This is a genomic window from Pseudomonas syringae KCTC 12500 (assembly GCF_000507185.2).
In the GTDB taxonomy this organism is placed as follows: Bacteria; Pseudomonadota; Gammaproteobacteria; order Pseudomonadales; family Pseudomonadaceae; genus Aquipseudomonas; species Aquipseudomonas syringae.
The window spans coordinates 3239013-3263563 of record NZ_AYTM02000002.1; the positions used below are offsets into that span (position 1 = coordinate 3239013).

General features: G+C 56.9%; 15 protein-coding genes, 4 tRNA genes and 4 pseudogenes. 15 read left to right on the forward strand and 8 right to left on the reverse strand.

What is annotated here, in order from left to right; translation table 11 throughout:
* The first annotated feature begins 8 nt into the window (after positions 1–8).
* From V476_RS14675 to thiO, 4 genes are read left to right on the forward strand one after another with little or no spacing between them, the layout of a single operon-like run.
* The gene (locus V476_RS14675; protein WP_003318778.1) at positions 9–509 is read left to right on the forward strand and encodes a pilus assembly PilX family protein; all 501 of its coding nucleotides are present in this window, start codon (positions 9–11) and stop codon (positions 507–509) included.
* Positions 496–3705: a pilus assembly protein gene (locus tag V476_RS14680; RefSeq protein WP_024960206.1), complete on the forward strand. Its 3210-nt coding sequence runs from the start codon at positions 496–498 to the stop codon at positions 3703–3705. Before V476_RS14675 ends, V476_RS14680 begins: the two co-directional genes overlap by 14 nt.
* A gap of 11 nt (positions 3706–3716) precedes the next feature.
* Positions 3717–4121, forward strand: a complete 405-nt coding sequence (locus tag V476_RS14685) for a type IV pilin protein (RefSeq protein WP_024960205.1) — start codon at positions 3717–3719, stop codon at positions 4119–4121.
* 25 nt (positions 4122–4146) lie between these two features.
* Complete coding sequence (gene thiO / locus V476_RS14690; protein WP_024960204.1) at positions 4147–5250, forward strand: glycine oxidase ThiO; 1104 nt, start codon at positions 4147–4149, stop codon at positions 5248–5250.
* A gap of 110 nt (positions 5251–5360) precedes the next feature.
* Here the strand turns inward: thiO and V476_RS14695 are convergent, their stop codons facing one another.
* The 4 genes from V476_RS14695 to V476_RS14710 form a co-directional block, all read right to left on the reverse strand.
* Positions 5361–6698 carry a sigma-54-dependent transcriptional regulator gene (locus tag V476_RS14695; RefSeq protein ID WP_024960203.1) on the reverse strand — a complete coding sequence of 446 codons (1338 nt, stop codon included), beginning with the start codon at positions 6696–6698 and terminating at the stop codon, positions 5361–5363.
* Between the two features lie 2 nt (positions 6699–6700).
* Positions 6701–8293, reverse strand: coding sequence for a sensor histidine kinase (locus tag V476_RS14700; protein ID WP_024960202.1), 1593 nt, complete (start codon positions 8291–8293; stop codon positions 6701–6703).
* The gene (locus V476_RS14705) at positions 8283–8522 is read right to left on the reverse strand and encodes a PP0621 family protein (protein WP_032607804.1); all 240 of its coding nucleotides are present in this window, start codon (positions 8520–8522) and stop codon (positions 8283–8285) included. Before V476_RS14705 ends, V476_RS14700 begins: the two co-directional genes overlap by 11 nt.
* A 119-nt stretch (positions 8523–8641) precedes the next feature.
* The gene (locus V476_RS14710; protein ID WP_003344571.1) at positions 8642–9664 is read right to left on the reverse strand and encodes an outer membrane protein assembly factor BamD; all 1023 of its coding nucleotides are present in this window, start codon (positions 9662–9664) and stop codon (positions 8642–8644) included.
* Between the two features lie 149 nt (positions 9665–9813).
* On the opposite strand from V476_RS14710, the gene rluD reads away from it, so the two are divergent.
* The 7 genes from rluD (at position 9814) to V476_RS14745 (ending at position 14966) form a co-directional block, all read left to right on the forward strand.
* A complete protein-coding gene (gene rluD / locus V476_RS14715) occupies positions 9814–10776 on the forward strand; it encodes a 23S rRNA pseudouridine(1911/1915/1917) synthase RluD (RefSeq protein ID WP_002551999.1) in 963 nt (320 codons plus the stop codon).
* The gene (gene pgeF, locus V476_RS14720) at positions 10773–11501 is read left to right on the forward strand and encodes a peptidoglycan editing factor PgeF (protein ID WP_024960201.1); all 729 of its coding nucleotides are present in this window, start codon (positions 10773–10775) and stop codon (positions 11499–11501) included. The genes rluD and pgeF overlap by 4 nt, the downstream gene beginning before the upstream one ends.
* Before the next feature lie 171 nt (positions 11502–11672).
* Positions 11673–14237 (forward strand): ATP-dependent chaperone ClpB, encoded by a 2565-nt coding sequence (gene clpB, locus V476_RS14725; protein ID WP_003318768.1) that lies wholly within the window; start codon positions 11673–11675, stop codon positions 14235–14237.
* 294 nt (positions 14238–14531) lie between these two features.
* Positions 14532–14607, forward strand: a tRNA-Asn gene (locus V476_RS14730).
* Between the two features lie 29 nt (positions 14608–14636).
* Positions 14637–14713, forward strand: a tRNA-Pro gene (locus tag V476_RS14735).
* A gap of 5 nt (positions 14714–14718) precedes the next feature.
* A tRNA-Lys gene (locus V476_RS14740) sits at positions 14719–14794 on the forward strand.
* Between the two features lie 95 nt (positions 14795–14889).
* Positions 14890–14966: transfer RNA gene (locus V476_RS14745), tRNA-Pro, on the forward strand.
* Between the two features lie 327 nt (positions 14967–15293).
* On the opposite strand, the gene V476_RS14750 is transcribed toward V476_RS14745, so the two are convergent.
* The 3 genes and pseudogenes from V476_RS14750 to V476_RS14760 form a co-directional block, all read right to left on the reverse strand.
* Positions 15294–16697 carry a site-specific integrase gene (locus tag V476_RS14750; RefSeq protein ID WP_024960200.1) on the reverse strand — a complete coding sequence of 468 codons (1404 nt, stop codon included), beginning with the start codon at positions 16695–16697 and terminating at the stop codon, positions 15294–15296.
* Positions 16694–18505 (reverse strand): annotated as a pseudogene (mobH, locus tag V476_RS14755) (MobH family relaxase); the annotation flags it as partial. The gene V476_RS14750 and the pseudogene mobH, both read right to left, overlap by 4 nt.
* Positions 18506–19028: 523 nt before the next feature.
* Positions 19029–19722 (reverse strand): annotated as a pseudogene (locus V476_RS14760) (SOS response-associated peptidase family protein).
* 113 nt (positions 19723–19835) lie between these two features.
* Between V476_RS14760 and V476_RS14765 the strand changes: the two are divergent.
* From V476_RS14765 to V476_RS14780, 4 genes and pseudogenes are all read left to right on the forward strand, one after another.
* Positions 19836–20270, forward strand: coding sequence for a LexA family protein (locus V476_RS14765; RefSeq protein ID WP_003318766.1), 435 nt, complete (start codon positions 19836–19838; stop codon positions 20268–20270).
* A pseudogene (locus V476_RS14770) lies at positions 20257–20499 on the forward strand (Y-family DNA polymerase); the annotation flags it as partial. The gene V476_RS14765 and the pseudogene V476_RS14770, both read left to right, overlap by 14 nt.
* 63 nt (positions 20500–20562) lie before the next feature.
* A complete protein-coding gene (locus V476_RS14775) occupies positions 20563–21573 on the forward strand; it encodes a tyrosine-type recombinase/integrase (protein ID WP_024960197.1) in 1011 nt (336 codons plus the stop codon).
* A gap of 23 nt (positions 21574–21596) precedes the next feature.
* Positions 21597–23738 (forward strand): annotated as a pseudogene (locus V476_RS14780) (tyrosine-type recombinase/integrase).
* Positions 23739–23839: 101 nt separating this feature from the next.
* Here the strand turns inward: V476_RS14780 and xopG are convergent.
* The gene (xopG, locus tag V476_RS27230; protein WP_080278517.1) at positions 23840–24496 is read right to left on the reverse strand and encodes a XopG/HopH/AvrPtoH family type III secretion system effector; all 657 of its coding nucleotides are present in this window, start codon (positions 24494–24496) and stop codon (positions 23840–23842) included.
* Between the last annotated feature and the right edge of the window lie 55 nt (positions 24497–24551).

Here is a 24551-nt window from a genome sequence, read left to right on the forward strand (position 1 = left end):
GGCCTGGCATGAACAATATCGTGCGATTCAATTCGATACAGACTTTCCCTGCGCGACAGCGCGGCATGGTGTTGCTGGTCAGTCTGGTATTTCTGCTGCTGCTGACGCTGCTGGGTATCTCTTCCATGCAGAACGCTACGCTGCAGGAAAAGATGGCGGGCAGTGTCGTGGTTCGTAATGTGTCGTTTCAGGCAGCCGAGGCACAGTTGCGTCTGGGCGAGTCGAAGATCATGGAGTCCGGGTTTTCAATGGTTCCCTGTACGCCACCGGCTGCCTGCGCCCCGCCGTCGGATTCAACGACCGTAGTCAGGCCGGGATTGGGCACTTCCGGAGTGACCTGGATCGGGACTGCCAATGCGTTGTTCGGCATCCAGAATCTGGGTACAACGCCTACGCCCATAAAACGTCCTGCAAATTGCACGGGCTCGGTAACGATGTATCGGGTAACAGCCATCGCCATTCAAGGCACCTCACGAACAGTGCTGGAGAGTATTTATGCCAACTGCTAAGGCGCTTCGTGGTGGCTTGAAATACCTCTATGGCGCGCTGTTGGCGTTGTATCTGGCAAGCCCCGTTTATGCCTTCACGCCAGCGCAAGTGCCCTTGTTGAGCTCTCCAGCGGTGCCGCCCAACCTTATGTTGCTCGTCGACAACTCGGGCAGTATGTACAACATCATCTGGGATTCGGGGTTTGATGCCTCGGTCAATCGTCCTAACATCAGCTACTACTCGACTCAGTGTCTCAGTGGCGTAATCACTGTTGTATGCCCGTTCATAACGACGCTTTCGGATGACGATACTCTGTCGGTGGGCGATATTAATGCCTACAGTATTTTCACCCTGTCACTGATGTGTCCATTTGGCGGGCGTCCGGTTTTTCGCAATAACACTCAGTATTGCCTTAACCTGCCCGATCCGGCCGGGAACGGGCTGACGCGATATACCGCTGATTACCTGTCCTACCTCATTGATCTGGTCCCTCCTAATTTCTTTGGTGTACGCGACTACACCAATGGCGTGATCCCCAACGATTACCGAATGAACGTCGCGAAAACCGTGGCGACCAATCTGGTGACCAACAACACCTCGCTCAGAATCGGTCTTGCCACGTTCAATGATCCAAACAATTTTGATTTAGGGCCCGGAGGCAAGATAGCCAGGGTTGTTTCGGACCTGTCGCCGGTAGCGATCAGTACCTATCAACCTACGGGTGTCTCTCAACAGAAGGCTACTCAAAACATCACCGACCTCAAAACAGCTATCAGCAACCTGACGCCGTCAGCCAACACTCCGCTGGCTGAAACTTACTATGAGATCACCCGCTACTTTCGGGGAATGACGCCGTTCTATCAAAGCGGATCGACCTATGTGAGCCCGATCCAGTACCGCTGCCAGAAAAACTACGGTGTCGTTATAACCGATGGCTTGCCGACCTATGACCGGACGTTCCCGACCAACGACCCTGACGATGTTCTGGACACCACTCGCTCGCTACCCAACTGGGATTTGAACGCAGCCAATGACGGTGCCAACCTGTCTGGCGATGGTGAGGGAGATACGCTGTATCTGGACGATCTTGCCAAGTTCGCCTATGACATTGACCTGCGCCGGGATGCTGTGACAACGGGCGGGGATCTGACCGGCAAAAGCTGGGACACTGCCGGCTTCGTAAAACAGGATCTCAGCACCTACACCATCGGCTTTACGGCATCGAACCAGATGTTGATTGATGCGGCGGATGATAATCATGGTCACGGCAAATACTTTCAGGCCAACGACAGTTCGGGGCTCAGCTCGGCGCTGGATCTCGCATTGAGCGACATCTACGCCAAAGTCGGCTCTGGCGCAGGGGGGGCGGCAAACTCATCGACGTTTCAGACAGGTACTCAGTTCTATCAGGCGCTTTACGATCCAAGCGATTGGCACGGCACTATCAAAGCCTTCAATCTGGATCAGATAACAGGTGCCTTGAGCGCGCCTGTCTGGACGACTGACACGGCTATTGTCACTGGCTCGACGCCGCCGGTATTCGAGTCGTGGAGCACGCTTTCCACTCCGACGAAGATTCCCTTGGAGTATGCCAACTTCAGCCCTGCTCAACAGACTGCGCTGAATGCGACGTTGCCAACCAATGCCACCGGGGCAGAGCTTATTGCCTGGGCCAAGGGCACCGCCAATGCGAAGTTCCGGGCACGTACCCGGCTGCTGGGCGATATCGTCAACTCTTCGCTTGGTATTGCACTCCCTTCACAGAAGACCGCCTCTGACCTGACGGGTGACACCACCTACACCACGTATCTGACCACCAAGGCAAACAGCATGACCCCCAGCATTCTGGCCAATGCCAATGACGGCTTTTTCAACGTCATCAATACCAGTGATGGTTCAAGACGATACGCATACATGCCATCCACTGCGCTGACTTCGCTGGCTACCATTGCATCGGCCAATTATGGATCCGGCGTGCACAAGTTCACCGTGGATGGGCAGATTGCGGTGTTCGATACGCAGTTGTCAGCCGGTTCAGCGTGGCGCACCGTTGCTTATGGCGGCACTGGCGCCGGTGGCAAAGCGTTCTTCGCCATCAAGCTATTCGAGGGTACGAGTAACACCGTCAGCGCGTTATGGGAGGTCAAGGCACCTGACGCGTCCAACACCAACAACAAATTCAACAACCTTGGATACGCCTATTCCAAACCGGATGTTGCGCGGATGGCGGATGGCACCGGGATTGTGGTGGTGGGGAACGGTTACGGCAGTTTCACCGGCAGAGCGTCGCTCTATGTACTGAATGCCAATACCGGGGCCTTCATTGCAGAGATCCAGACGCCGTTGCTTAACAACGAAACCGATAACGGGCTTTCTTCGGTCAAATTGCGTGTCAACGCTCAAAACGTGGTTCAGGCTGCCTACGCTGGCGACCTGAAAGGTCGGCTCTGGAAGTTCGACATGAGTGGCGCCGCCGCCGCCAGCTGGAAAGTAGCTTTTGGCGGCGCGCCTTTGTTCACGGCACCGCGTGGCGCCAACCAACCGATAACGGTTCAGCCTTTTGTGCTCGATCATCCACTTAACGGCAAGATCGTTTATTTCGGAACGGGCAAGTTCATCGAAGTCGCAGACAAGCAGACCACTGCTCTTCAGGATTTTTACGCGATATGGGATGCCGACTCCGGGGCGGGCAGTACCGTCGAGGCGAACCTGCAGGCGCAGGCGGTCAATGGCAGCGTCGTCAGTAACGGAACTACCTATTTCACGTCGACGACCAATGATGTGGATTGGTCGGTCAAGAAAGGCTGGTACATGCCGCTCTCGGCCGTGACGCCCTATCTGGGCGAACGGATCATTTACCCTGCGCAGACCAGCCGGGGGCGGATCATTTTCTCGACAGCCTCCGTGAACTCCGCCGACCCTTGTGAGAGCACCGGCACCGGTCGTGTATTCGAGCTCAATGCCGCGACTGGCAGCATGCTTAACTATCAGGTGCTCGATACCAACGGCGATAACACTATCAACAGTTCAGACCTGCTTGTCGCGGGACTGGGATACACGGGCATCCCGGTCGTCTCGGCTATTGTCGCGGGTACGGGGGACGGCAACGAGGTGAAGATCGTCAATAACTCCACCGGCAACACGCCTGATCGCCTGAAGGAAAAGGGCGGGAGTGGTAACGTTTACCAACGCATCATGTGGCGACAAATCCAATAGGGAAACGAATCATGCGAGCGACATCCAGGGGCTTTACGTTGATCGAACTCATGATCGTCGTGGCGATTGTCGGTATTCTGGCGGCCATCGCGTATCCCAGCTACACCGAATACGTGAAGCGTACCCAGCGGTCGGCGATTGCCAGCCTGCTATCCGAGCAAACCCAGGCGCTGGAGCGGTTTTATTCACGAGCGGCCCAGCCCACTTACGTGGGGGCCACCGTGAGCAGTGGCAATACGTACTACAAGATAACGCCGACCCTCACTGCCACCGACTTCACCCTGACAGCTGACCCTATCGGAGGCACGCTGATGGCTGGCGACAAGTGTGGCAGTTTCGTGATCACTAGCACCGGGGCGCGTACCAACACTGGCGCAACCAGCGGTGTCACTGTCAAAGACTGCTGGGGCCGCTAAACCGTTTCCTTGTTACGAGACCAAGATGTCCAAGCAAAAAATAGTCATTGTCGGCGGTGGCGTCATAGGTCTGTTGACCGCCTTCAATCTGGCGTCCGAGCAGGTCAGTGTCGTGCTGCTGGATCGTTCGGGCGTTGGCCAGGAATCTTCCTGGGCGGGCGGCGGGATTGTTTCGCCGCTTTACCCGTGGCGCTACAGCCCGGCGGTCACCGCGCTGGCGCACTGGTCGCAGGACTTCTACCCGCACCTCGCCGAGCGTTTGTTGGCTCAGACCGGTATCGACCCTGAAGTGCACAGGACCGGCCTGTACTGGCTCGACCTCGATGACGAGCAGTCTGCGCTTGAATGGGCAGCCCGCGAAAAACGTTCGTTGAACCGCGTGGATATCTCGGCGGTTAATGATGCCGTGCCGGTGCTGGGTGAGGGTTATTCGCGGGCGATCTACATGGCCGATGTGGCCAATGTACGTAATCCCCGCCTGGTCAAATCGCTCAAGGCGGCGTTGCTGGCAATGCCCAATGTCGAGATTCACGAGCAGTGTGAAGTTAGCGGTTTTACCCGTGAAGGCAGCCGAATTTCGGGTGTGCAGACACCTTCAGGGGATATCACCGGTGATCGGGTGATTCTGGCGGCGGGTGCGTGGAGCGGCGAGTTGCTCAAGACCTTGGGGCTGGAGCTGCCGGTCGAGCCAGTAAAAGGCCAGATGATTCTCTACAAGTGCGCATCGGACTTTCTGTCGAGCATGGTGCTGGCGAAAGGGCGCTACGCGATCCCGCGTCGTGACGGGCATATCCTGATCGGCAGCACCCTGGAGCATGAAGGGTTCGACAAAACCACCACGCAGGTTGCATTGGAGAGCTTGAAGGCGTCGGCCGTCGAATTGCTTCCGCCATTGGCCCATGCCGAGCCGGTCGCCCAGTGGGCAGGCCTGCGCCCTGGCTCGCCTGAGGGCATCCCGTTCATTGGACCGCTGGACGGTTTTGATGGCCTGTGGCTCAACTGCGGGCATTACCGCAACGGCCTGGTACTGGCTCCGGCGTCCTGCCAGTTGATCACTGACCTGCTGCTGGAGCGCGAGCCGATCATCGATCCGGCACCCTACGCGCCGACTGGTCGCCTCGCAGTCTAGCCATGCTCTCGGGCACGAGGGTGTTCTCACGCGCAGCTATCGTTCCGCACGCGCCAGTGGAATGCCTTTCGTGACGCTCTGCGTCACACAGTCTTAGCCACGCAACGCATTCAATCCAGGCCCAGCTTCTTCAGGCGATAGCGCAGTGACCTGAACGACAAGCTGAGCCTTTCTGCTGCAGCGGTGCGGTTCCAGCGGGTTTCTTCAAGCGCCTGCAGAATGAGCTGGCGTTCGACGCTTTCCAGGTAGTCTTCAAGGTTGTCGATGTCGGCCAGGCTCGGGCCGTCGCTCTCCTGAGGGCTGGCGGACTCTGTCAGGCGCAGGTCGCTGGCGTGGATTTCGTCGTGCTCGCACAGCGTGTAAGCGCGCTCCAGCATGTTTTCCAGTTCGCGCACGTTACCGGGGAAGCGGTAGCTCTTCAGCGTTTCCAGCGCCTGCGCGTTCAGGCGCGCGACGGGTTGTGCGCCGTTCCCGGCAAGGCGCTTGAGCACGCTGGCTGCCAGTTGGTCGATATCCTCACGCCGCTCGCGCAACGAGGGTACGCGCACTTCGATCACGTTCAATCGGTAATACAGATCCTGCCGGAACCGACCCGCCGCGACCTCTGCATTCAGGTTCTTGTGGGTGGCGCACAGAATGCGCACGTCGACGATCTGCTCTTGCTGGCCGCCGACGCTGCGAATGGATTTTTCCTGAATGGCGCGCAGCAGTTTGACCTGCATGGCCAGCGGCAGGTCGGCGACCTCATCGAGAAACAGCGTCCCGGTGTGCGCCGCCTGAAACAGACCGGGCTTGTCTTCGTGGGCACCGCTGAAACTGCCTTTGCGATGGCCGAAGAATTCGCTCTCCATCAGTTCGGAAGGGATGGCACCGCAATTCACCGGTATGAAAGGTTTGTCGATGCGTGGGCCCTGCTCGTGGATCAGACGCGCTACAAGCTCCTTGCCGCTGCCGGACTCGCCGCTGATGTAGATCGGCGCCTGGCTGCGGGCCAGCTTGCCAATCTGATTGCGCAAGGTACGCATCGCCAGCGAGTCGCCCAGCAGGCGATTGTCGATACTCCGCGTGGGTGGTGCGCCGGGCAGGCTCAGCGCGCTATTGACCAGCTCGCGCAGCCTGCCGAGGTCGACCGGCTTGGTCACAAAGTCGAAAGCCCCGGCCTTCAGCGCGTTGATCGCGGTATCCACATTGCCGTGTGCAGTGATCATCGCCACCGGTACGTGGGGGTAGCCGTGCTGTATGTGTTGCACCAGCTCAAGGCCATTACCATCAGGCAGCCGCATGTCGGTCAGGCACATGTCGAACGGCTCGCGGGCCAGCCAGTCGTGGGCTTCGGCGACGTTACGGGCACTGCGGGTGTCGAGTTTCATGCGTCCCAGCGTGATCTCCAGGAGTTCGCGGATATCCGGCTCATCATCGACTATCAGGATTTTTTGCCGTTGGCTCATGCTCAGCTCGTCTTGAACGGGTGGGCGAAGGTAATGCGCAGGCAGCTGCCACCCGTGGGGCGGGGCGCATATTCCAGATGCGCCTGATTGCTTTCGCACAGTTCACGTGACAGATATAGACCAAGGCCGGTGCCTTTGCTCTCTGTGGTGAAAAACGGTTCGAAGATCTTGCTCAGGTGTTGCTCGCTGACCCCCGGCCCATCGTCCAGCACTTCCAGCGTAGGCAAATCGCTTCTCGGTTCATTGTGCAGTTTCAGCCAGACCTGCGCTGACGGATGATTCTTGCCGCTGTAGCGCAGGCCGTTCTGCACCAGGTTGGTCATGATTTGCGTCAACTGTCCAGAATCCATGCGGGTTGTCAGCGTGCCGGGGCTGATGTCGACATGAATCGCCTGATTGGGCGCTGTGGAACTGCGAAATTCAGCGACAAAGTGTTCCAGCCAGGTTTTCAGATCGAGCAGTTCGGGTTGCGCCTCGCGTCTGCGCGACAGCTGCAGGACATTTTCGATGACCCGATCAATGCGCCCCGACTGCTCATGAATGATCTGCCCCAGGCGTCGATCCGCTGCACTGAGCTCTTCCGATTCATTAAGCAGTTGAGCCGCATGACTGACGGCGCCCAGCGGGTTGCGTATCTCATGGGCAATCCCGGCGGTCAGGCGTCCCAGTGCGGCGAGCTTGAGCTGCTGCGCCTGATGGGCGATCTGCGACAGGTCTTCGAGAAAAACCAGCGTCTGACGCTGATCGCCACGGTTGAGTGTGGCAAAGCTCGGTTGCAGTACCAGCCCGACGGGGGCGGTGGTGATACTGCGCGGCACCATGATCGGATTGACGAGCCACTGGCGCAGGCGTTCAACCAGCTGCGGCGAGCAGGTGTCGATCATCTGGCCGACCAGTTGCTCCTGACCCAGCAGGTGCAAGGCACCCTGGTTGGCCAGCAGCACCTGGTGATTGGCATCCAGCACCAGAATGCCGGTACGCATGCGCTGCAAAATGAGTGCGTTGAGTGCCTCGAGGCTGTCGACATCCGCTGCGCGCTGTTCGGCCAGTACCTCGCTGACCTGCATGCGCGCTGTCAGCGCCTGCACCAGCAGGGCGGCGGCGAAGCATAAAGCGCCCAGCGAGCCAGCCTGCACGTAGTCGTTGGAGACCGAGGGTGTGCCGAAGCTGATATAGAACGTCAGGTAGATGATGCCGATGGCCGAAACCGCAGCGATCAACAAGCCGATACGGCCGCGCAGCAACACGTTGCTGATCGCCACCGAGGCAATCAACAGGTTGCCGATACCGCTTGAAGGCCCGCCCGCTGCATAGAACAGCGCGGAGAGCATGATCGCGTCAGTCATCGCCAGGCCGAAAAACTGTGCCTGACGGCTGGGGCGTTCCAGCAGCACGACGACAAGAATGTTGAACACCAGATACAGCCAGCAGCCCGAGCGGAACAGGTTCGGGTTGGCCAGTTGCAGCAGCTCGGTTTCCAGGCTGCTGGAAATCAACAACACCAGTACGACGCCGATGGTCAGTCGATAAAGGTGGTACAGCCGCAGAATCCGCTGTGCCTGCGGGCTGACAAGGGACGGTGAATCAGCGGTCACGTGCCGCGGGGCCTTGCAGCCTGTGTGCCTCGCTGCAATACCATTGCTGTGCCTGGCTCAGTGCACGATCCTGTGGCAGATGCACGCCACATTGCGCGCATCGCACCATGGGTGTCGACGCCAGTTCAGGCGGCTCGGCGCGGGATTTGGGCTTGGGGGGATTGATCAGACGCTTGACGAACCAGACCACCGCCGCGATCAACGCGACCCACATAAGTAAGCGAATCATGACTACCAGCTTAGTGATTGACGATGGCGCAGTGTAGCCAAGCCGCGAGCGGGCGCACAGTGGCAAAATTGATGCACAAAAAAAGAGGCCCGAAGGCCTCTTTTTTCATGCGCTCAGGATCAGTCGAACAGACCCAGGGTCATGTAGCTGAACCACGAACGGCTCTTGGTGCCTTTCGCTTCGGCGTCTTTTGCTGCCTGTTCGTCCAGCTCGGCCTGATTCTCCGGCAGCAGCTCTTTCGGAATGGAGTCCTTGGCGTCCTGGTACTGCTTCTTCATGTCCTGATCGGCGCGGGTCTGGCCCGGTGGCAGCGGTGCGCTGCCGTCGATCAGGCCAAGGGTCGCTTTCGACAGCCATGAGCGGTTATCGGCTTCTGCTTCACGCGGGGTGAATTTGCCGTCAGCCAGTTGCGGGTGGTTCGGGTAGTTGGTCTTCAGCACTTCCAGACTGGTGGCAGCCAGGTCGTCAAGGTGCAGACGCTGATAAGACTCGACCATCACCGCCAGACCGTCGCCGACCGAAGGCGTCTCCTGGAAGTTTTCCACTACATAGCGGCCGCGGTTAGCAGCGGCGACGTAGGCCTGACGGGTCAGGTAGTAGTCGGCTACGTGGATTTCGTAGGACGCCAGCAGGTTGCGCAGGTAAATCATGCGCTGCTTGGCGTCAGGCGCATAGCGACTGTTCGGAAAGCGGCTGGTCAGCTGGGCGAACTCGTTGAACGAGTCACGGGCAGCACCCGGGTCACGCTTGGTCTGGTCCAGCGGCAGGAAGCGCGCCAGAAGGCCCACGTCCTGGTCGAAGGAGGTCAGGCCCTTCATGTAATAGGCGTAGTCGACGTTCGGGTGCTGCGGATGCAGGCGGATGAAACGCTCGGCAGCGGATTTGGCTGCTTCGGGTTCACCATTTTTGTAGTTCGAGTAGATCAACTCGAGCTGAGCCTGATCGGCGTAGCGACCGAACGGATAGCGAGATTCCAGCGCCTTGAGCTTCTCAGTGGCACTGTTATAGCTGTTATTTCCCAGGTCGGCCTGCGCCTGCTGGTACAGCTCGACTTCGCTGAGGTTTTCGTCGATGACTTCCTTCGACGAACAGGCCGCAGTCAATGCGAGGATGGCGATCAGCAGCAGGTGTTTCACTTGCATGGCGGCTTGCGTCCCTATAACGGCCTGCTGTCTTGGGCGGGGCCGTCCTGTTATGATGAGCGCCCCGCGATACCGGCGGGACAAAAGACGCCGTATTTAACCACAAGCGCGCTGCCGAAACCAAAGGCTAGCCGCCACCTAGTCTGGTCATGTCCGAAAATATAGAACTCCGCGCAGAGGTGCCGTCCGAATTGGGCGGTCAACGCCTCGATCAAGTCGCCGCACAATTATTCGCTGAGCACTCGCGCTCGCGCCTTTCCGCCTGGATCAAGGACGGCCGCCTGACTGTGGACGGAGGCGTTCTGCGCCCTCGCGACATCGTGCACGGTGGCGCTGTTCTCGAGCTGATTGCCGAGCAGGAGGCCCAGGGTGAATGGGTCGCTCAGGACATCGAGCTCGACATCATCTATGAAGACGACCAGATCCTCGTCATCAACAAACCTGCCGGGCTGGTGGTGCATCCGGCCGCCGGTCATGCCGATGGCACGCTGCTCAACGCCTTGCTGCACCATGTGCCGGACATCATCAATGTTCCGCGTGCCGGCATCGTGCACCGTCTGGACAAGGACACCACCGGTCTGATGGTGGTCGCCAAGACCATTCAGGCGCAGACACAGCTGGTTACCCAGTTGCAGAGTCGCAGTGTCAGCCGCATCTACGAGTGCATCGTGATCGGCGTGGTGACCGCAGGCGGCAAGATCGACGCGCCCATCGGCCGTCACGGCCAGCAGCGCCAGCGCATGGCGGTAATGGAAGGCGGCAAGCAGGCGGTCAGTCATTACCGCGTGCTGGAGCGTTTCCGTTCGCACACCCATGTCCGGGTCAAGCTGGAAACCGGGCGTACCCACCAGATTCGCGTGCACATGGCGCACATCAACTATCCGTTGGTCGGCGACCCTGCCTATGGCGGGCGTTTCCGTATTCCGCCAGCGGCCAGCCTGACCATGGTCGATTCGCTCAAGACCTTCCCGCGGCAGGCGTTGCATGCCCGCTTCCTGGAGCTGGATCATCCGACCACCGGTAAGCGCATGAGCTGGGAATCGCCGTTGCCGGACGATTTCGTCTGGTTGCTGTCCTTGCTCAAGCAGGATCGCGAGGCGTTCATCGGGTGAATGACTGGCTGATACCTGACTGGCCTGCGCCAGCACAGATCAAGTCCTGCGTTACCACTCGCTCGGGTGGGGTCAGCCTGGCCCCATTCGACAGCTTCAATCTGGGCGATCACGTCGATGACAGCCCACAGGCCGTGGCGACCAATCGCCAGCGCCTGACCTCCAGTCTCAATGCTCAGCCCGCCTGGTTGAAGCAGGTGCACGGCGTAGACGTCGTACCTGCTGATCCATCCCGCGTCGTTGAAGCCGATGCCAGCTGGACGAGCACGCCTGGCGTGGCCTGCACCATCATGACCGCCGATTGCCTGCCCGCGCTGTTCTGTCGTCGTGACGGTACGCGTGTGGCTGCCGCGCATGCCGGCTGGCGCGGGCTGGCGGCCGGGGTGCTGGAAGCGACGGCCAACAGCCTGCAGAGTGCTGCCGAAGACATCATGGTCTGGCTGGGACCTTCTATCGGTCAGCCGTCTTTCGAAGTCGGCCCCGAGGTGCGCGAGGCCTTTACCGCCAGCCACCCGCAGACAGCCGCTGCGTTTGTCGCCAGTTCGAATCCTGATCGTTTCATGGCCGACATCTACGCGCTCGCCCGGTTACGACTGGCAGCCCAAGGTATCTCTGCCGTGTACGGCGGCGGGCTGGATACCTTCACCGACCCGCGCTTCTTTTCCTACCGCCGCGCCGCGCGCACTGGCCGCTTTGCTTCGCTGATCTGGATCGAACACGCCTGATTGCCGGGCTGTTTTGCACAAGCCAGCTAGGCTTGCCTGAACGCTCGTCTGATCTGTATCAACCCCGGCCCGCTTGAAACGCGCAGAATCGTCCGCATCTAACTGGCTATTCAGCAGGTTTTCTTTATAGGTGTGTTCATTGCTCCGGCCTGCATTAAAGGAAGGTGACAAATGCGTATCGACAGATTGACCAGTAAATTACAGTTAGCGTTATCCGATTCCCAGTCGCTGGCCGTTGGCCTCGACCATCCCGCCATCGAACCTGCGCACTTGATGCAGGCGCTGCTTGAGCAGCAGGGCGGTTCCATCAAGCCTCTGCTGTTGCAGGTAGGCTTCGACATCAACAGCCTGCGCAAGGAACTGAGCGCAGAGCTGGACCGCCTGCCAAAAATCCAGAACCCGACCGGCGACGTCAACATGTCGCAGGATCTGGCGCGCCTGCTCAATCAGGCTGACCGTCTGGCGCAGCAGAAAGGCGACCAGTTCATTTCCAGCGAGCTGGTGCTGCTCGCGGCAATGGACGAGAGCAGCAAGCTCGGCAAATTGTTGCTGGGGCAGGGCGTCAGCAAGAAGGCCCTGGAAAATGCCATCAACAACCTGCGCGGCGAAGGTGCCGTGAATGACCCGAACGTCGAAGAGTCGCGTCAGGCGCTGGACAAGTACACCGTTGACCTCACCAAGCGTGCCGAAGAGGGCAAGCTCGACCCGGTGATCGGTCGTGATGACGAGATTCGTCGCACCATTCAGGTCCTGCAGCGCCGCACCAAGAACAACCCGGTGCTGATCGGCGAACCTGGCGTGGGCAAGACCGCCATTGCCGAGGGCCTGGCGCAGCGCATCATCAATGGCGAAGTACCCGATGGCCTGCGCGGCAAGCGCTTGCTGTCGCTGGACATGGGCGCGTTGATTGCCGGTGCCAAGTACCGTGGCGAGTTCGAAGAGCGCCTCAAATCGCTGCTCAACGAACTGTCCAAGCAGGAAGGCCAGATCATTCTGTTCATCGACGAGTTGCACACCATGGTTGGTGCCGGCAAGGGCGAAGGCTCGATGGACGCTGGCAACATGCTCAAACCTGCGCTGGCGCGCGGCGAGCTGCATTGTGTGGGTGCTACCACGCTCAACGAGTACCGCCAATATATAGAGAAGGATGCGGCGCTTGAGCGTCGATTCCAGAAAGTCCTGGTCGACGAACCAAGTGAAGAAGACACCATCGCGATCCTGCGTGGCCTTAAAGAGCGCTACGAAGTGCACCACAAGGTCGCCATCACTGACGGCGCGATCATCGCGGCGGCCAAGCTGAGCCATCGCTATATCACCGACCGCCAGTTGCCGGACAAAGCCATCGACCTGATCGACGAAGCGGCCAGCCGTATTCGCATGGAGATCGACTCCAAGCCTGAAGTGCTCGACCGCCTTGAACGTCGCCTGATCCAGCTGAAAGTAGAAGCTCAGGCCCTCAAGAAGGAAAAGGACGAGGCAGCGATCAAGCGCCTGGAAAAACTTCAGGGCGAAATCGAGCGTCTTGAGCTTGAGTACGCGGATCTTGAAGAAATCTGGACCTCGGAAAAAGCCGAGGTCACCGGCTCGGCACAGATCCAGCAGAAAATCGAACAGTCTCGCCAGGAACTGGAGGCCGCGCGCCGCCGGGGCGATCTGAACCGCATGGCCGAGTTGCAGTACGGGATCATTCCGGACCTGGAGCGCAGCCTGCAAATGGTCGACCAGCACGGCAAGCCGGAAAACCAGTTGCTGCGCAGCAAGGTAACCGAGGAAGAAATTGCCGAGGTCGTGTCGAAGTGGACCGGTATCCCGGTGTCGAAGATGCTCGAAGGCGAGCGCGAGAAACTGTTGCGCATGGAAACCCTGCTGCACAACCGGGTGATCGGCCAAGAAGAAGCGGTGGTCGCGGTCTCCAATGCCGTGCGTCGTTCGCGTGCCGGGCTTTCCGACCCTAATCGTCCGAGTGGATCGTTCATGTTCCTCGGCCCGACCGGCGTGGGTAAGACTGAGCTGTGCAAGGCGCTGGCCGAGTTCCTGTTCGACACCGAAGAGGCGATGGTGCGTATCGACATGTCCGAGTTCATGGAGAAACATTCCGTGGCTCGCCTGATCGGTGCGCCGCCAGGCTACGTCGGTTACGAAGAGGGCGGCTACCTGACCGAAGCCGTGCGTCGCAAACCGTATTCGCTGATTCTGCTCGACGAGGTCGAGAAGGCGCATTCCGATGTATTCAACATCCTCTTGCAGGTGCTTGAAGACGGACGCCTGACTGACAGTCACGGGCGCACGGTGGACTTCCGCAATACCGTGATCGTCATGACCTCCAACCTGGGCTCGGCGCAGATCCAGGAACTGGTCGGTGATCGTGAGGCGCAGCGTGCTGCGGTGATGGACGCAGTCGGTACGCACTTCCGTCCGGAGTTCGTTAACCGGATCGATGAAGTGGTGATCTTCGAACCGCTCGCGCGTGACCAGATCGCCGGTATTACCGACATCCAGCTGGGCCGCCTGCGCAAGCGTCTGGCCGAGCGCGAGCTGTCGATGACCCTGAGCCCCGAGGCGCTGGACAAGCTGATCGCCGTTGGTTACGACCCGGTCTATGGCGCACGGCCGCTGAAGCGGGCGATCCAGCGCTGGATCGAGAACCCGCTGGCGCAGATGATCCTCTCGGGCAGCTTCATGCCTGGCACGACCATCACCGGCAAGGTGGTCGACGACGAGATCACGTTTGTCTGACAGCGCTCGTCACCGCTCTATAGAAGGGCCCTCGAACCGAGGGCCTTTTTTTGAGGCGCGGTCAGCAGTAGAATCCGGCCCGAGAGGCGATCTGAAAAAAAATCGCAAATCATTGTCTTAAAAAGCAATTTATAGGGTTGACAGGTGTTTTTAAAATTGTAGAATAGCGCGCCTCAGAGACGTGAACGCAACGATACAAACGAAGCGGAAAGGTCGATGAGATTGAAATCAACGAGTTAACAGCAAGCTGATTTCAAGGCGACAGGTTGTAAAGTTGAATCTGAAATCGATAGTTCCGCGATAGCTCAGTTGGTAGAGCAAGTGACTGTTAATCACTGGGTCCCTGGTTCGAGTCCAGGTCGTGGAGCCAGATTTCGCAAGGTTCAATGCAGTTTCAGTCGGGGTATAGCGCAGTCCGGTAGCGCGCCTGCTTTGGGAGCAGGATGTCAGGAGTTCGAATCCCCTTACCCCGACCATATTTGGGTCGTTAGCTCAGTTGGTAGAGCAGTTGGCTTTTAACCAATTGGTCGTAGGTTCGAATCCCACACGACCCACCATTTTTGGTTCCAAGGTTCACCTTGGAGCCGAATCTTAAAGATCTGATGCCACTCGTATCAGGTCGCAGGCAGCTGGTTGAGGTGCCTTGATTTACCGGGGTATAGCGCAGTCCGGTAGCGCGCCTGCTTTGGGAGCAGGATGTCAGGAGTTCGAATCCCCTTACCCCGACCAAACACTGTTGTGGCTGTATCTTTAGGACCTTGATGGGTGTTCATGTCTCAGTTTGAGGCAGGCTTTACCGTATGAGGGGTCTTATACCCAAACAAGCAGCCGTCTGTCGCGAAACATAGCGCCAGCAAGCTGTGATGTCAAATTGGAGCGCCCCGTACCGAGCGAAAGCTTGTGTACGGGGCGTTTTTTTTGGCAAAAAATGCTGTGCTGCGCGTGTATCGGCCCATATGGAGCAGTCATTAGGCCTGATAACTAAATAATCGGCATCGCGATGCATCTGCTGATAATGGCAGATTGAGTATTTTTACAAATATCCAACGCAAGTGATCAGCCTGACCTGCCGATCCATCCGGCCAATTCCAGCATTTCCGGGCGTAGATGCCGAGCATCTTGGCTTGGGACAGGTCTTTCCTCGATCTCTGGTTCAGCACCAGTTCCTCCGCCGGCAATGTTGTTCTGTACCCACCTGGTGAGTTCTCCCAAGCTTCTCAACAGATCTTCTGGACTGGAGCAGCCTAACGGTAGCTGGCTGACTGCGGTGTCACGATCACTAGCGGGTGAGGGCGCCTCGTCGCGGTTCACTGTCCTGGTATCTGGAGCAGTTGATGGGCCCATGGTCGAGACCGGTGTAGGCAGTGCGCGGGGCCTGGCCAATGCCCTGCAAGCTGAGCTTTCGGCTTCTGCAGTTGTTTCGCGAGTTGTAGTCGACGGAGTCAAGTCCTTAACTGGAGCAGATATTGATCGGTGTCTATCAGCACGCAGCGTCGCATCCGGTTTTGCCATATAGCTGATTTTGGCCGTCCGCTTTCCTCGTTCATTCATCACCTCCCGCATCATGTCGTAGTCGGGTTCGATGTAATCCATCGTGGTAGCTATATTCGAGTGGTTCAGCAATTTCTTGGTCAGATAGATGTTGCGCTCCGGTAGCGTCATTAGCTCACTGGCGATCGTGTGTCGGAAGCGATGAGGCGTCATCCGTATACCGGTCATCGCAGTGAGTTTTTTATACATTGCCTCGACTTGGTTGGAGTTCATCTCATGGCGGCGGTAGTGGCCTGAAAATCTGTTTACGTTGAACAATTGGTCACCAGGCTGGAACCTCAAGGCCTTCGCTGCGTGCATAAGCGTTTCTAGCTGAGCCATCAGGCCGTCCGGGATAGGAATCAGGAACTCACGATGAGTCTTCTCCGTTTCGCCTCTAACTCTGATCAGCCGGTCGCGCAGGTATACATCCGCATATCTCAGGCATAGCAGCGCGTTGAGCCTGATCCCCGTGTAGTAGAACGTTTCGAACACGCTCAGCCAGAACCAGGCAGGTGTAATTTCTGTCCGTTTTGCGGTGGCACGCTCCTCTGCGGTCAGCATCCTCAACCAGTTACGAGCGCGGACGCTTGCGTCGTTCGCAACTGTCTTTTTTGGGCGCTTGGGCGGCATCACACGCGTGTTTTTAAGTGGGTTAACAACCAGATCCAGCAGACCGTGCTCGATTGCATAGCCGTATATGGTGCGCAAATGGCTGGAGTACGTGTTCCAGCTGCGCTTGGAGATCCGCTCGAGCTCAGACCTGCGCCAGTCAAGCATGTCGCGGTGGGTCGTCTCACAGGCAAGGCAGTCGCCGAAGAATCTGACGTAGGATTTTGTGGCAGCCCAATAGATCTTGACGGTGTCGGGCCTAAGGTCATGAGTGAGTATGTATTCCTGGGTCAGTTCCGGAAGCGTCATCGGTTTCATTCAGATGTGTCCTTGTCTACCAATTCTGCCAAGCTGATGACCGGGTTGTCATAGGGCACCTCGCTGAAAACGTCGGTAGGCTCTATGAGCAGATAGCCCCGCAGTTGCTTGCTTTTTCGTGGTCCTTTGACCAGGCATGTCCAGATGTTCAGGCCTGCGCCAGTCTTGCGATGTTTTTTCAGCTTCTCAAAAGAACGCTGAACGACCTGCCAAGCTTCCAGATCCCGCTCTTTAGCCTCACGCTCTATGTCTGGGTGCTCAAGTGCGTAACGTTTGAATATGTCCGGGCTCACCAGGAACGCAGTGCCATCCACGGTATGCACACGTGCCTTGGCGTCATTGATGATGATCCTGTGGGAGATCACGCCCCCCTTCAGCCAGGTGAGGAAGTTCAAGCCGTGGCTTGAGCTACCTTCCGGCAAGACTTTTGCCGGCTCTTCGACTGGGGCTGTGTGGTTCTCTGCCTTGTTACCCACAAGCTGCCGAGGTTGGCTAAGATTGGTAGCTGCCGGAGGAGGGGGCAAAAACGGAATCTGATCATCATCGCCTACCGGCTCGGGTGCTGGTTGAGTCGGTGCTGTCGCTACCGGGTCCGGGAACAGATCGAGCAGCTCGTCCAGCGCATCAAAATCTTTTGCTGCAGCAGGTGCTTGCTTAGGTGCAGGGCGCGCTTCTGATGCTGATGCTGCAGGCGTATTTTTGCTGTTCACCGGTTGAGATTCGTCGCCTCCAGCAGGAACTTGCTCGTTGTCATCCGCCATTGGCGCAGATTCCACGGTCAGCGTGCCGGTATACGTCTCAGGTCTATCAGTGGTGTTTGGCCAGATCAGTGCCGGCGCTATTTTCAGCACTGTGAACGTGTTCTTCCAGCCGCGACCATTATCGATGCTGGCCTTCCAAATGGCTTTTCCCTCTCCGTTGGGCTGAATGATCGCTTGATCCTGGAGCAGATTAAACATTGGGGCGTTGGAGGTGGGGATGTGCTCGATACCCTGAGACAATAGAAGAGCTCTGAGCTGATCTACGGCTGGCTTGCTGACAAGCCACAAGCCTTCCTGAGTCAGCCATCCGTCCGAGGGGCCGTCGGGCTGGTTCAACTTGAATTTATCCGCCACGAGCATCCTCAAACCTTCAGCCAACTGCCGTTGGATAGACTGTTTGGGCGCTGACATAGCCCTACCAGGATTGCCTCCGAGTTCCTGTGCCACGGAAGCCTGGTCTGCTTGGGAGACAATTTCACCAAGGATATCGGCATGCTCATACTGACCTGCGAACGCGAACACGAGTTGAGACCAGAGCTCGGGAAACCCGCTGAGCCAGTCCAGTGCCTTTGCCGGAATTACATTGGAGTAGATCAGCGACGAAGCGGCCCCATGTAACCGATAGTCTCGACCTTTCACGTACTTGAATCGGTATGGCTGATCCAGAGGCCCATGCCATGGATGCCAGATAGTGCCATCTGCGAGCTCAACCTTGACGTCTACTGCAATCTTGCCCAGGTCGTGGACGAGCGCACCGTAGGCCGATGCTGCAGACCATGCTTCCGACTGGGCCGCCTGCGACTCGGGCGGTGCTCCGATGGGGAGCAAATACATTTGCCGTATCTTCAATGCGTAGGCGACGATTTCGAGACCGTGATCCAGCATGCCACCATGATATGCATGGTGGTGATTCTCAGAGGCAGGGAGATGCTGCACCAAGGCTGCATAGCTCTTGAATGCCTGCATGTAAAGGGTCTCGAACTGCTCACGCGGCAGAGAGGTCCGCTGCCAGATGTTTTCAATCAACTGGCGCCGTCGGGAAGTCGACAGCAACGCGTCGGGAGATTCTGGTTTGAAAAAGCCTGCAGCAGCATTGGACGATATCGGAGACGCTTTTCTTCGCGTGAAGAAACTGAGCATATAGGCACCCATGATGAAGTCATTGGTGGGCCTTTTGCTCTATATGGCTCAGCGTGACAAGTCGAAACCTATATCCGTCCTGGAAAGGTTATATGCATAAGACGCCACCTGATTGGGCGGGATCCAAGCAGTGTCAGTAATCGGATGTTGCCACGCTTGCGTGGAAAAATGTAGCCTCCAAGTATCTGTTAAGTAACATTTTTTATAAAATTCATTTTTATGGAGGCCGCCTCTTGTACCCTTTTGGCATCCATTTCCGGCGGACTCGCCGGCCTTTTCGGGTAAGGCACTTACCCTTATTCCCCCATTCCATTCAAACCCTTCGCTTTGCCATTTGCTTCAGCCCATTTCGCCCCTTTCGGTGCGGACGACGTGCGGCAGACGAAGATGGACAGCCCCTGGTCGAGTCGAAGTCAAAGGCATGGGGCAGTCAAAGCCCGACAGGCTGGATGAGCTCCGGTCCTTGATTCCGCACGTTCCCCACTGCGCGATCAACCGGGAACCATTCAAAATCGTCAACAATCCTGCAGTGCTCTTTTGCCAACGCTTCGGCTTTCTGCGGTGCTGTTTCGGAATCAAGCCATGCCCGCGCATCTTCATGCTGTCAGTACCACCGGGCGGCGATCATGAATGTCCACCATTCCCGAGTCGCTTGCCGACGTGATGATGACGAACCCGTCACCATCATGCGGTTCAAGCCCTCTGTGCACCTGGGCCAACGCCGCGAAGAACATGGGCTTTTTACTCTTAAGGCGGATGAAGTAGGCCTGCTTTTTCTTGGGGTCATCCGGGTCCTTCACCCATTCAAACCAACCGTTCGCTGGTGCAACTGCCCGTCCGTTAGGCCATAGCTCCTTGAAGAATTTCCCCGTCATCACGGTTTCGACTCGCGCGTTGATTGGGGCTGGTCGTTTGCCTTTCGCCCAGAAAGGCTCCCACCCCCACCGAACCTTGTCGACACTCAGACCCTCCTCGGTGGGACGGATGATCTCAACCCGAGTGCTAGGAGCCACGTTGTAGCGCTCTATGGGCAGGAGATCGTATCCATTGATCACGATCTGCTCTGGGGCAAGCTCCTTGAGGTAGTGGTCCATGGATTCGTAGATCGAGTAGCGTCCGCACATGATGTCACCCCTAATGTCACTCGTCGAAAATGCCTTTCAGTACGATTGACCGCGCGCTGGCCAAAGAGTTAACTGTATATATATACAGCTAACTTTATAGAAAGGTCTTCATTATGAGCGTAGTCATTCTTGGTCCGTTGTCTGAAGGGGGTATCAAGCTACCGCTCTACTCATTTCAGGTGCCAGCTGGGTTTGCTTCTCCCGCTGTAGATTACATCGAGAAGCACGTGTCTCTAGACGAACTGGCCGAGGTACGGGCACCGCATGTCTACCTGGCGAAAATTCTCGGAGACAGCATGATCGGGGCAGGTATTTTTGATAAGGATTTGATCGTCGTTGATCGCAGTCGCACTGCCGAGCATGGAGAGATCGTTGTGGCAGCGCTTAATAATTCGGAACCGATTTGCAAGCGGCTCTTCATGATGGATGGGGTTGTCAAACTTCAATCCGAAAATAGTGCCTACCCGTCCAAGCACATCCTGGAGGGTGACAACCTCGTCATCTGGGGCGTAGTGAACTACAGCATGCGCCGTCATGGAAAAGCATGAGGCTGTCTTCGCGCTTATCGATTGCAATTGCTTCTATGCCAGCTGCGAGCGTGTTTTTCGTCCAGATCTGGAGAAAACGCCCATCGTGGTACTCAGCAATAACGACGGTTGCGTCATCGCCCGTAGCTACGACGCCAAGCCATTTGTGAAGATGGGGGCTCCCTATTTTCAGATCAAAGAGGTGTTGCGCCGCCACGGCATAAAGGTGTTCAGCAGCAACTACGCGCTCTAGTAAGTTAGGTGGAATGCTTTTGGACTACGCTGATTCTGTCGACGTTCTGGGGGATTGCCCATGGCCTCTACTGCCTCTTATGAGCACGTGCTTCACCGCTACCCCAGCGTTCAGGAATGGCTGACACTGCTCGATAACCTGGGAAGAGCGCCGGCTACTTTGGATGCGTACGGCAGGGGATTGGCGCATTACTTGCTCCACTGCGAAGCCTCCGGTCTGGAGGCTGAATCCATCACATTTGAGCAAGTCACGCTCTACATCCGTCGGCTACTGCCCGGGCAAGAAAACGCGGTGGCGAGTTCGACCTTGCACCAGCGCCTCACCGCGATCCGCCTGTGGTACGACCACCTGGTTTTTCAGGGGCGTTGCGCACGGAATCCGGTACCTCGCGGTCAGCACGGCCGCTTGTGTCAGGTCCCTGGACATTCAGGCTTTGTGAGAGGGCTGGTACCTCGCTTGATAAAGCTGCCCGACATCCCCACGGATGAGCAGTGGCGTTACTTTCTCAGCATCGCGGCCAGGTCGTCTATTCGTGATCGGCTTATGCTCTCGTTGGCGTACTGCGGTGCGCTCCGTCGTGCCGAACTGGTGGCCCTTAGAATCGAAGACCTGGATCTCGCCCATCGACTCATTTCAGTGCGCGCAGAAACGACCAAAGGCCGACGCAGCCGTGTCGTGTGCTACAGCCCTGACATTGCGCCGATACTTGGAACGCATCTTCATGCCCTTCGTCTGGCCGGTTGGTCGAAAGGAGCCCTGTTTCGATCCGAGTCTGATCGCAATCGAGGTTCGGCACTCACGCGGTGGACGTGGAGTAAAACGGTAGAAAGATGGGCCGCAGACTCAAATCTGTCATGCCTGAGCACACACACTTTTCGTCATCTGCGACTCACGCATTTGGCTCGTGCGGGGTGGAAACTGCATGAGTTGACGGCCTATGCAGGTCACCGGGATCCGAAGACCACCTTGATTTATGTGCACCTGTCGGGCGCGGACCTGACTGCAAAAATGGCGCATTCGGTGGGTAGTCTGGACGCCCGACTGTTCGCTGAACTCTTCAAGTCGGAGTAATCGTCACGGGAGCATTATTTACCATGAGCTACGTGCCATTTGATGTGGATCATTATGAGCGTCAAGAGGAACTGTCGGATCTGGAGCGGACTATACTCTCGAATCGTCGGTATCGTTCCGACTGGGCCTATCTACAATCGAGTGTACCCAGACTCGTTATTCCTCTAATTGATCTCGTGGCACACGCTGGCGTTTCGGATCGATTGGCGGTCTCCTCTGTGTCCGTCATTCTCTGGCACGTTAGTAGGACTGATATCCCCTATTGGTCTTGGTCAGAAATGCAGTGGTTGGCTCTCCTCGATACCCAAGCTGGGTCGCGCCCTTTTCTGGCAGCGGTCGCATACCACATGGGAGGTTTTCGTACGCCACAGCGCATTACCAAATTTCGCCAATCTGCGATTTATGCATCATTCATTTTCGGGCACAAGATATTCAAGGATGAGCTCACTCGTTTAAGCACGGTTTTGAAATCACTGGGCTACACAGCGCGTCACCTTAAAAAATTCCTGAGTGGCGTGCTGGGGGCATTGATGTTGGAAAACGGCGACCCTCGGCTTTAGACTTTCACGGAAGGGCTTTTGATTAAAGGCCAAGGCCATCGAAGCGTGGGCATTGCCAGGCTGGTTGGCAAAGTCTCCCATGGTCTAGCTGCGCTGGGTATTCTGGATAAACCGTTACGCAAGCGTGGCTATGCTGACTGGCGTGAAAAGAGTATCGAGGGTATTGACCCTGTCTGGGTCAGTTGGTGTCGTCGCTGGCGAGACACCTCAACCTTACGTCCCCGGACACGGGAAAGTAACTACAGCTTCATGTTGAGAACCGGCATCTGGTTGACGCGCGAGCAGCCGTGGGTGAGCTCCCCCGTCGATTGGAACACATCCACCTGCGCGGCCGTCATCGCGGCTATTGACCGGATGACCGTTGGTGAGTGGGCTTTGGAGTCAGCGCTCGGTACGAAGTTGAAAGGGCTTGGTCAACCGATTGCACCGAACTCAAAACGAGCGTTTCTGAATGCCTTACGCCGTTTTTTCATCGACTTTGAACTGTGGGGCTGGGGACGTCTAAAGTTCAGCCCCCGTCATCACCTGGCCACACCCCGTACTGTGGCGTTCAACTCGGGTATCAATCCACGCGTTGTCGACGACTCCAGCTGGCTCAAGCTGGTCTGGGCGAGCCTAAACCTGGAGCGTAAGGATTTGCTCTCGGAAATTCACTACCCCTTGGCGATGGTTCAGGCGGCGGCTGTGGTGTGGACACACACCGGGCTACGCAGCAATGAAATTATGCGGCTGTCCATGGGGTGTGCGCATGCCCAGCCCCATGAGTTAGTACACGAAGACGGAACCACAATTCCACCAGGGACCTTGTGCTACCTCGATATTCCACCCAGCAAGACATTCAAGGCTTTTGTCAAACCCGTGGCGGTGGTGGTTAAAGAGCGAATCGACGCCTGGCTTAAAGAAAGACCGGTGAACCAGGCACCACTTCTGGATGAACGAACCGGGGAGAAGGTCAGTTACCTGTTTCAGTTTCGGGGCAAGCGCATGGGCGCGGGAGTCATCAACCGTACGATTATCCCGATGCTATGTGCCAAGGCAGGTGTCCCGCTAGACGACAGTCGGGGTCGTATTACCAGCCATCGGGGGCGCGCCTCGGTCGTGACTGCATTGGCGAGTGTTCCGCAGGGCATGTCGCTAATGGAGCTGATGCAGTGGTCTGGGCACAGTTCACCCAGTTCTACGCTCCATTACATCCGCATCCGCCCCACCAAGCTGGCTGCATCATTTGTCAAAGCGGATCAAATGTCTCACATGGTGTCAGTGCTTATCGACCACGACGTAATCGCACGACGTTCATCTGACCCTTATACCTTTTATGATCTGGGCGATTCGTACTGTTCAAATCCGTTCTGGAGCAGTTGTCCTCATCGAATGGCGTGTGCTGGCTGCGATTTTAATATTCCCAAAGCCAGTGCCAGAGCGCAGGCTCTGGAAAGTAAAGCGTCCATCGGACATTATCTGGAGGCCGTGCCCCTGACGGCCGATGAGCGGGCTATTGTTGAAGGTGACCTGGAAAAATTAGATGGGCTGATACGCAAGCTCGATGATGTGCCGACGCTGGATGGCAGAACGCCCAGTAAAATCGAGGCGAAAAAGAATCGATAATCATGGGCGTCCTAATTCGGCGTTTGTCTTAATTCCTTCTGTGCGAAATGAGATATAATCACCTGTACTCATATCTAAAAAATAACTTACAGTAGGTTGCCCTAATGATGTGGCCTGTACTTCATGCGCAGAGGCAGACCGTGTTCAGCTCGGATGGAGTTCTCTGACGGTTTTTTTGTAAGTGAATAGCGGTACTTATCTAATCCAACGGCCCTAAGCTCCTCTTTGCCAGATCCCGTACGTGGATTATAGCGATCTCCGCCATCCGCTAAGGAGCTGCCACCTAACACATGTCCAGCATGAACGAGCTCATGAGCCAGGGTCGTGATTTTGTCGTCGTTATCCATTCCAAGGTGTAACGGTGAGCCATTCTGATTTAAGCGTATGCTTCCTTTGTCTGGTGACCAGCCAATAATCGCATTGCTTCCTTCACCTTTGGTAAAGGTCCCCTTTCGTGATAGCTGTGATGCAATGTGCCGATTCTCGTTAAAGTTTTCTGGTTCGTACTTTTCCAGCTGCCTCCTGCTCAGAACAGCTTCGGTATAACACTGGTTATTTATTTCAATCTCTTTTAGCGTGATTTTTCTATCTTTTTGACTGGCAAGAGTGGATATTTTTCGCAATAGCTTATCGCCAGAGGGGCCGGCGCTGATATGGTCAAGTGCTTCCTCTGCCTGTTCTTTGAATGTGTGAGCTGCTGTCGGTTCGCTACTGAGGGGGGCGATATAGATGCCTGGGTATCGAGACGGAGTGATCATGACTATCCTAAGAAGTTAATTGAGCTATATGATCGCTTGAAATAGCAACTATTGG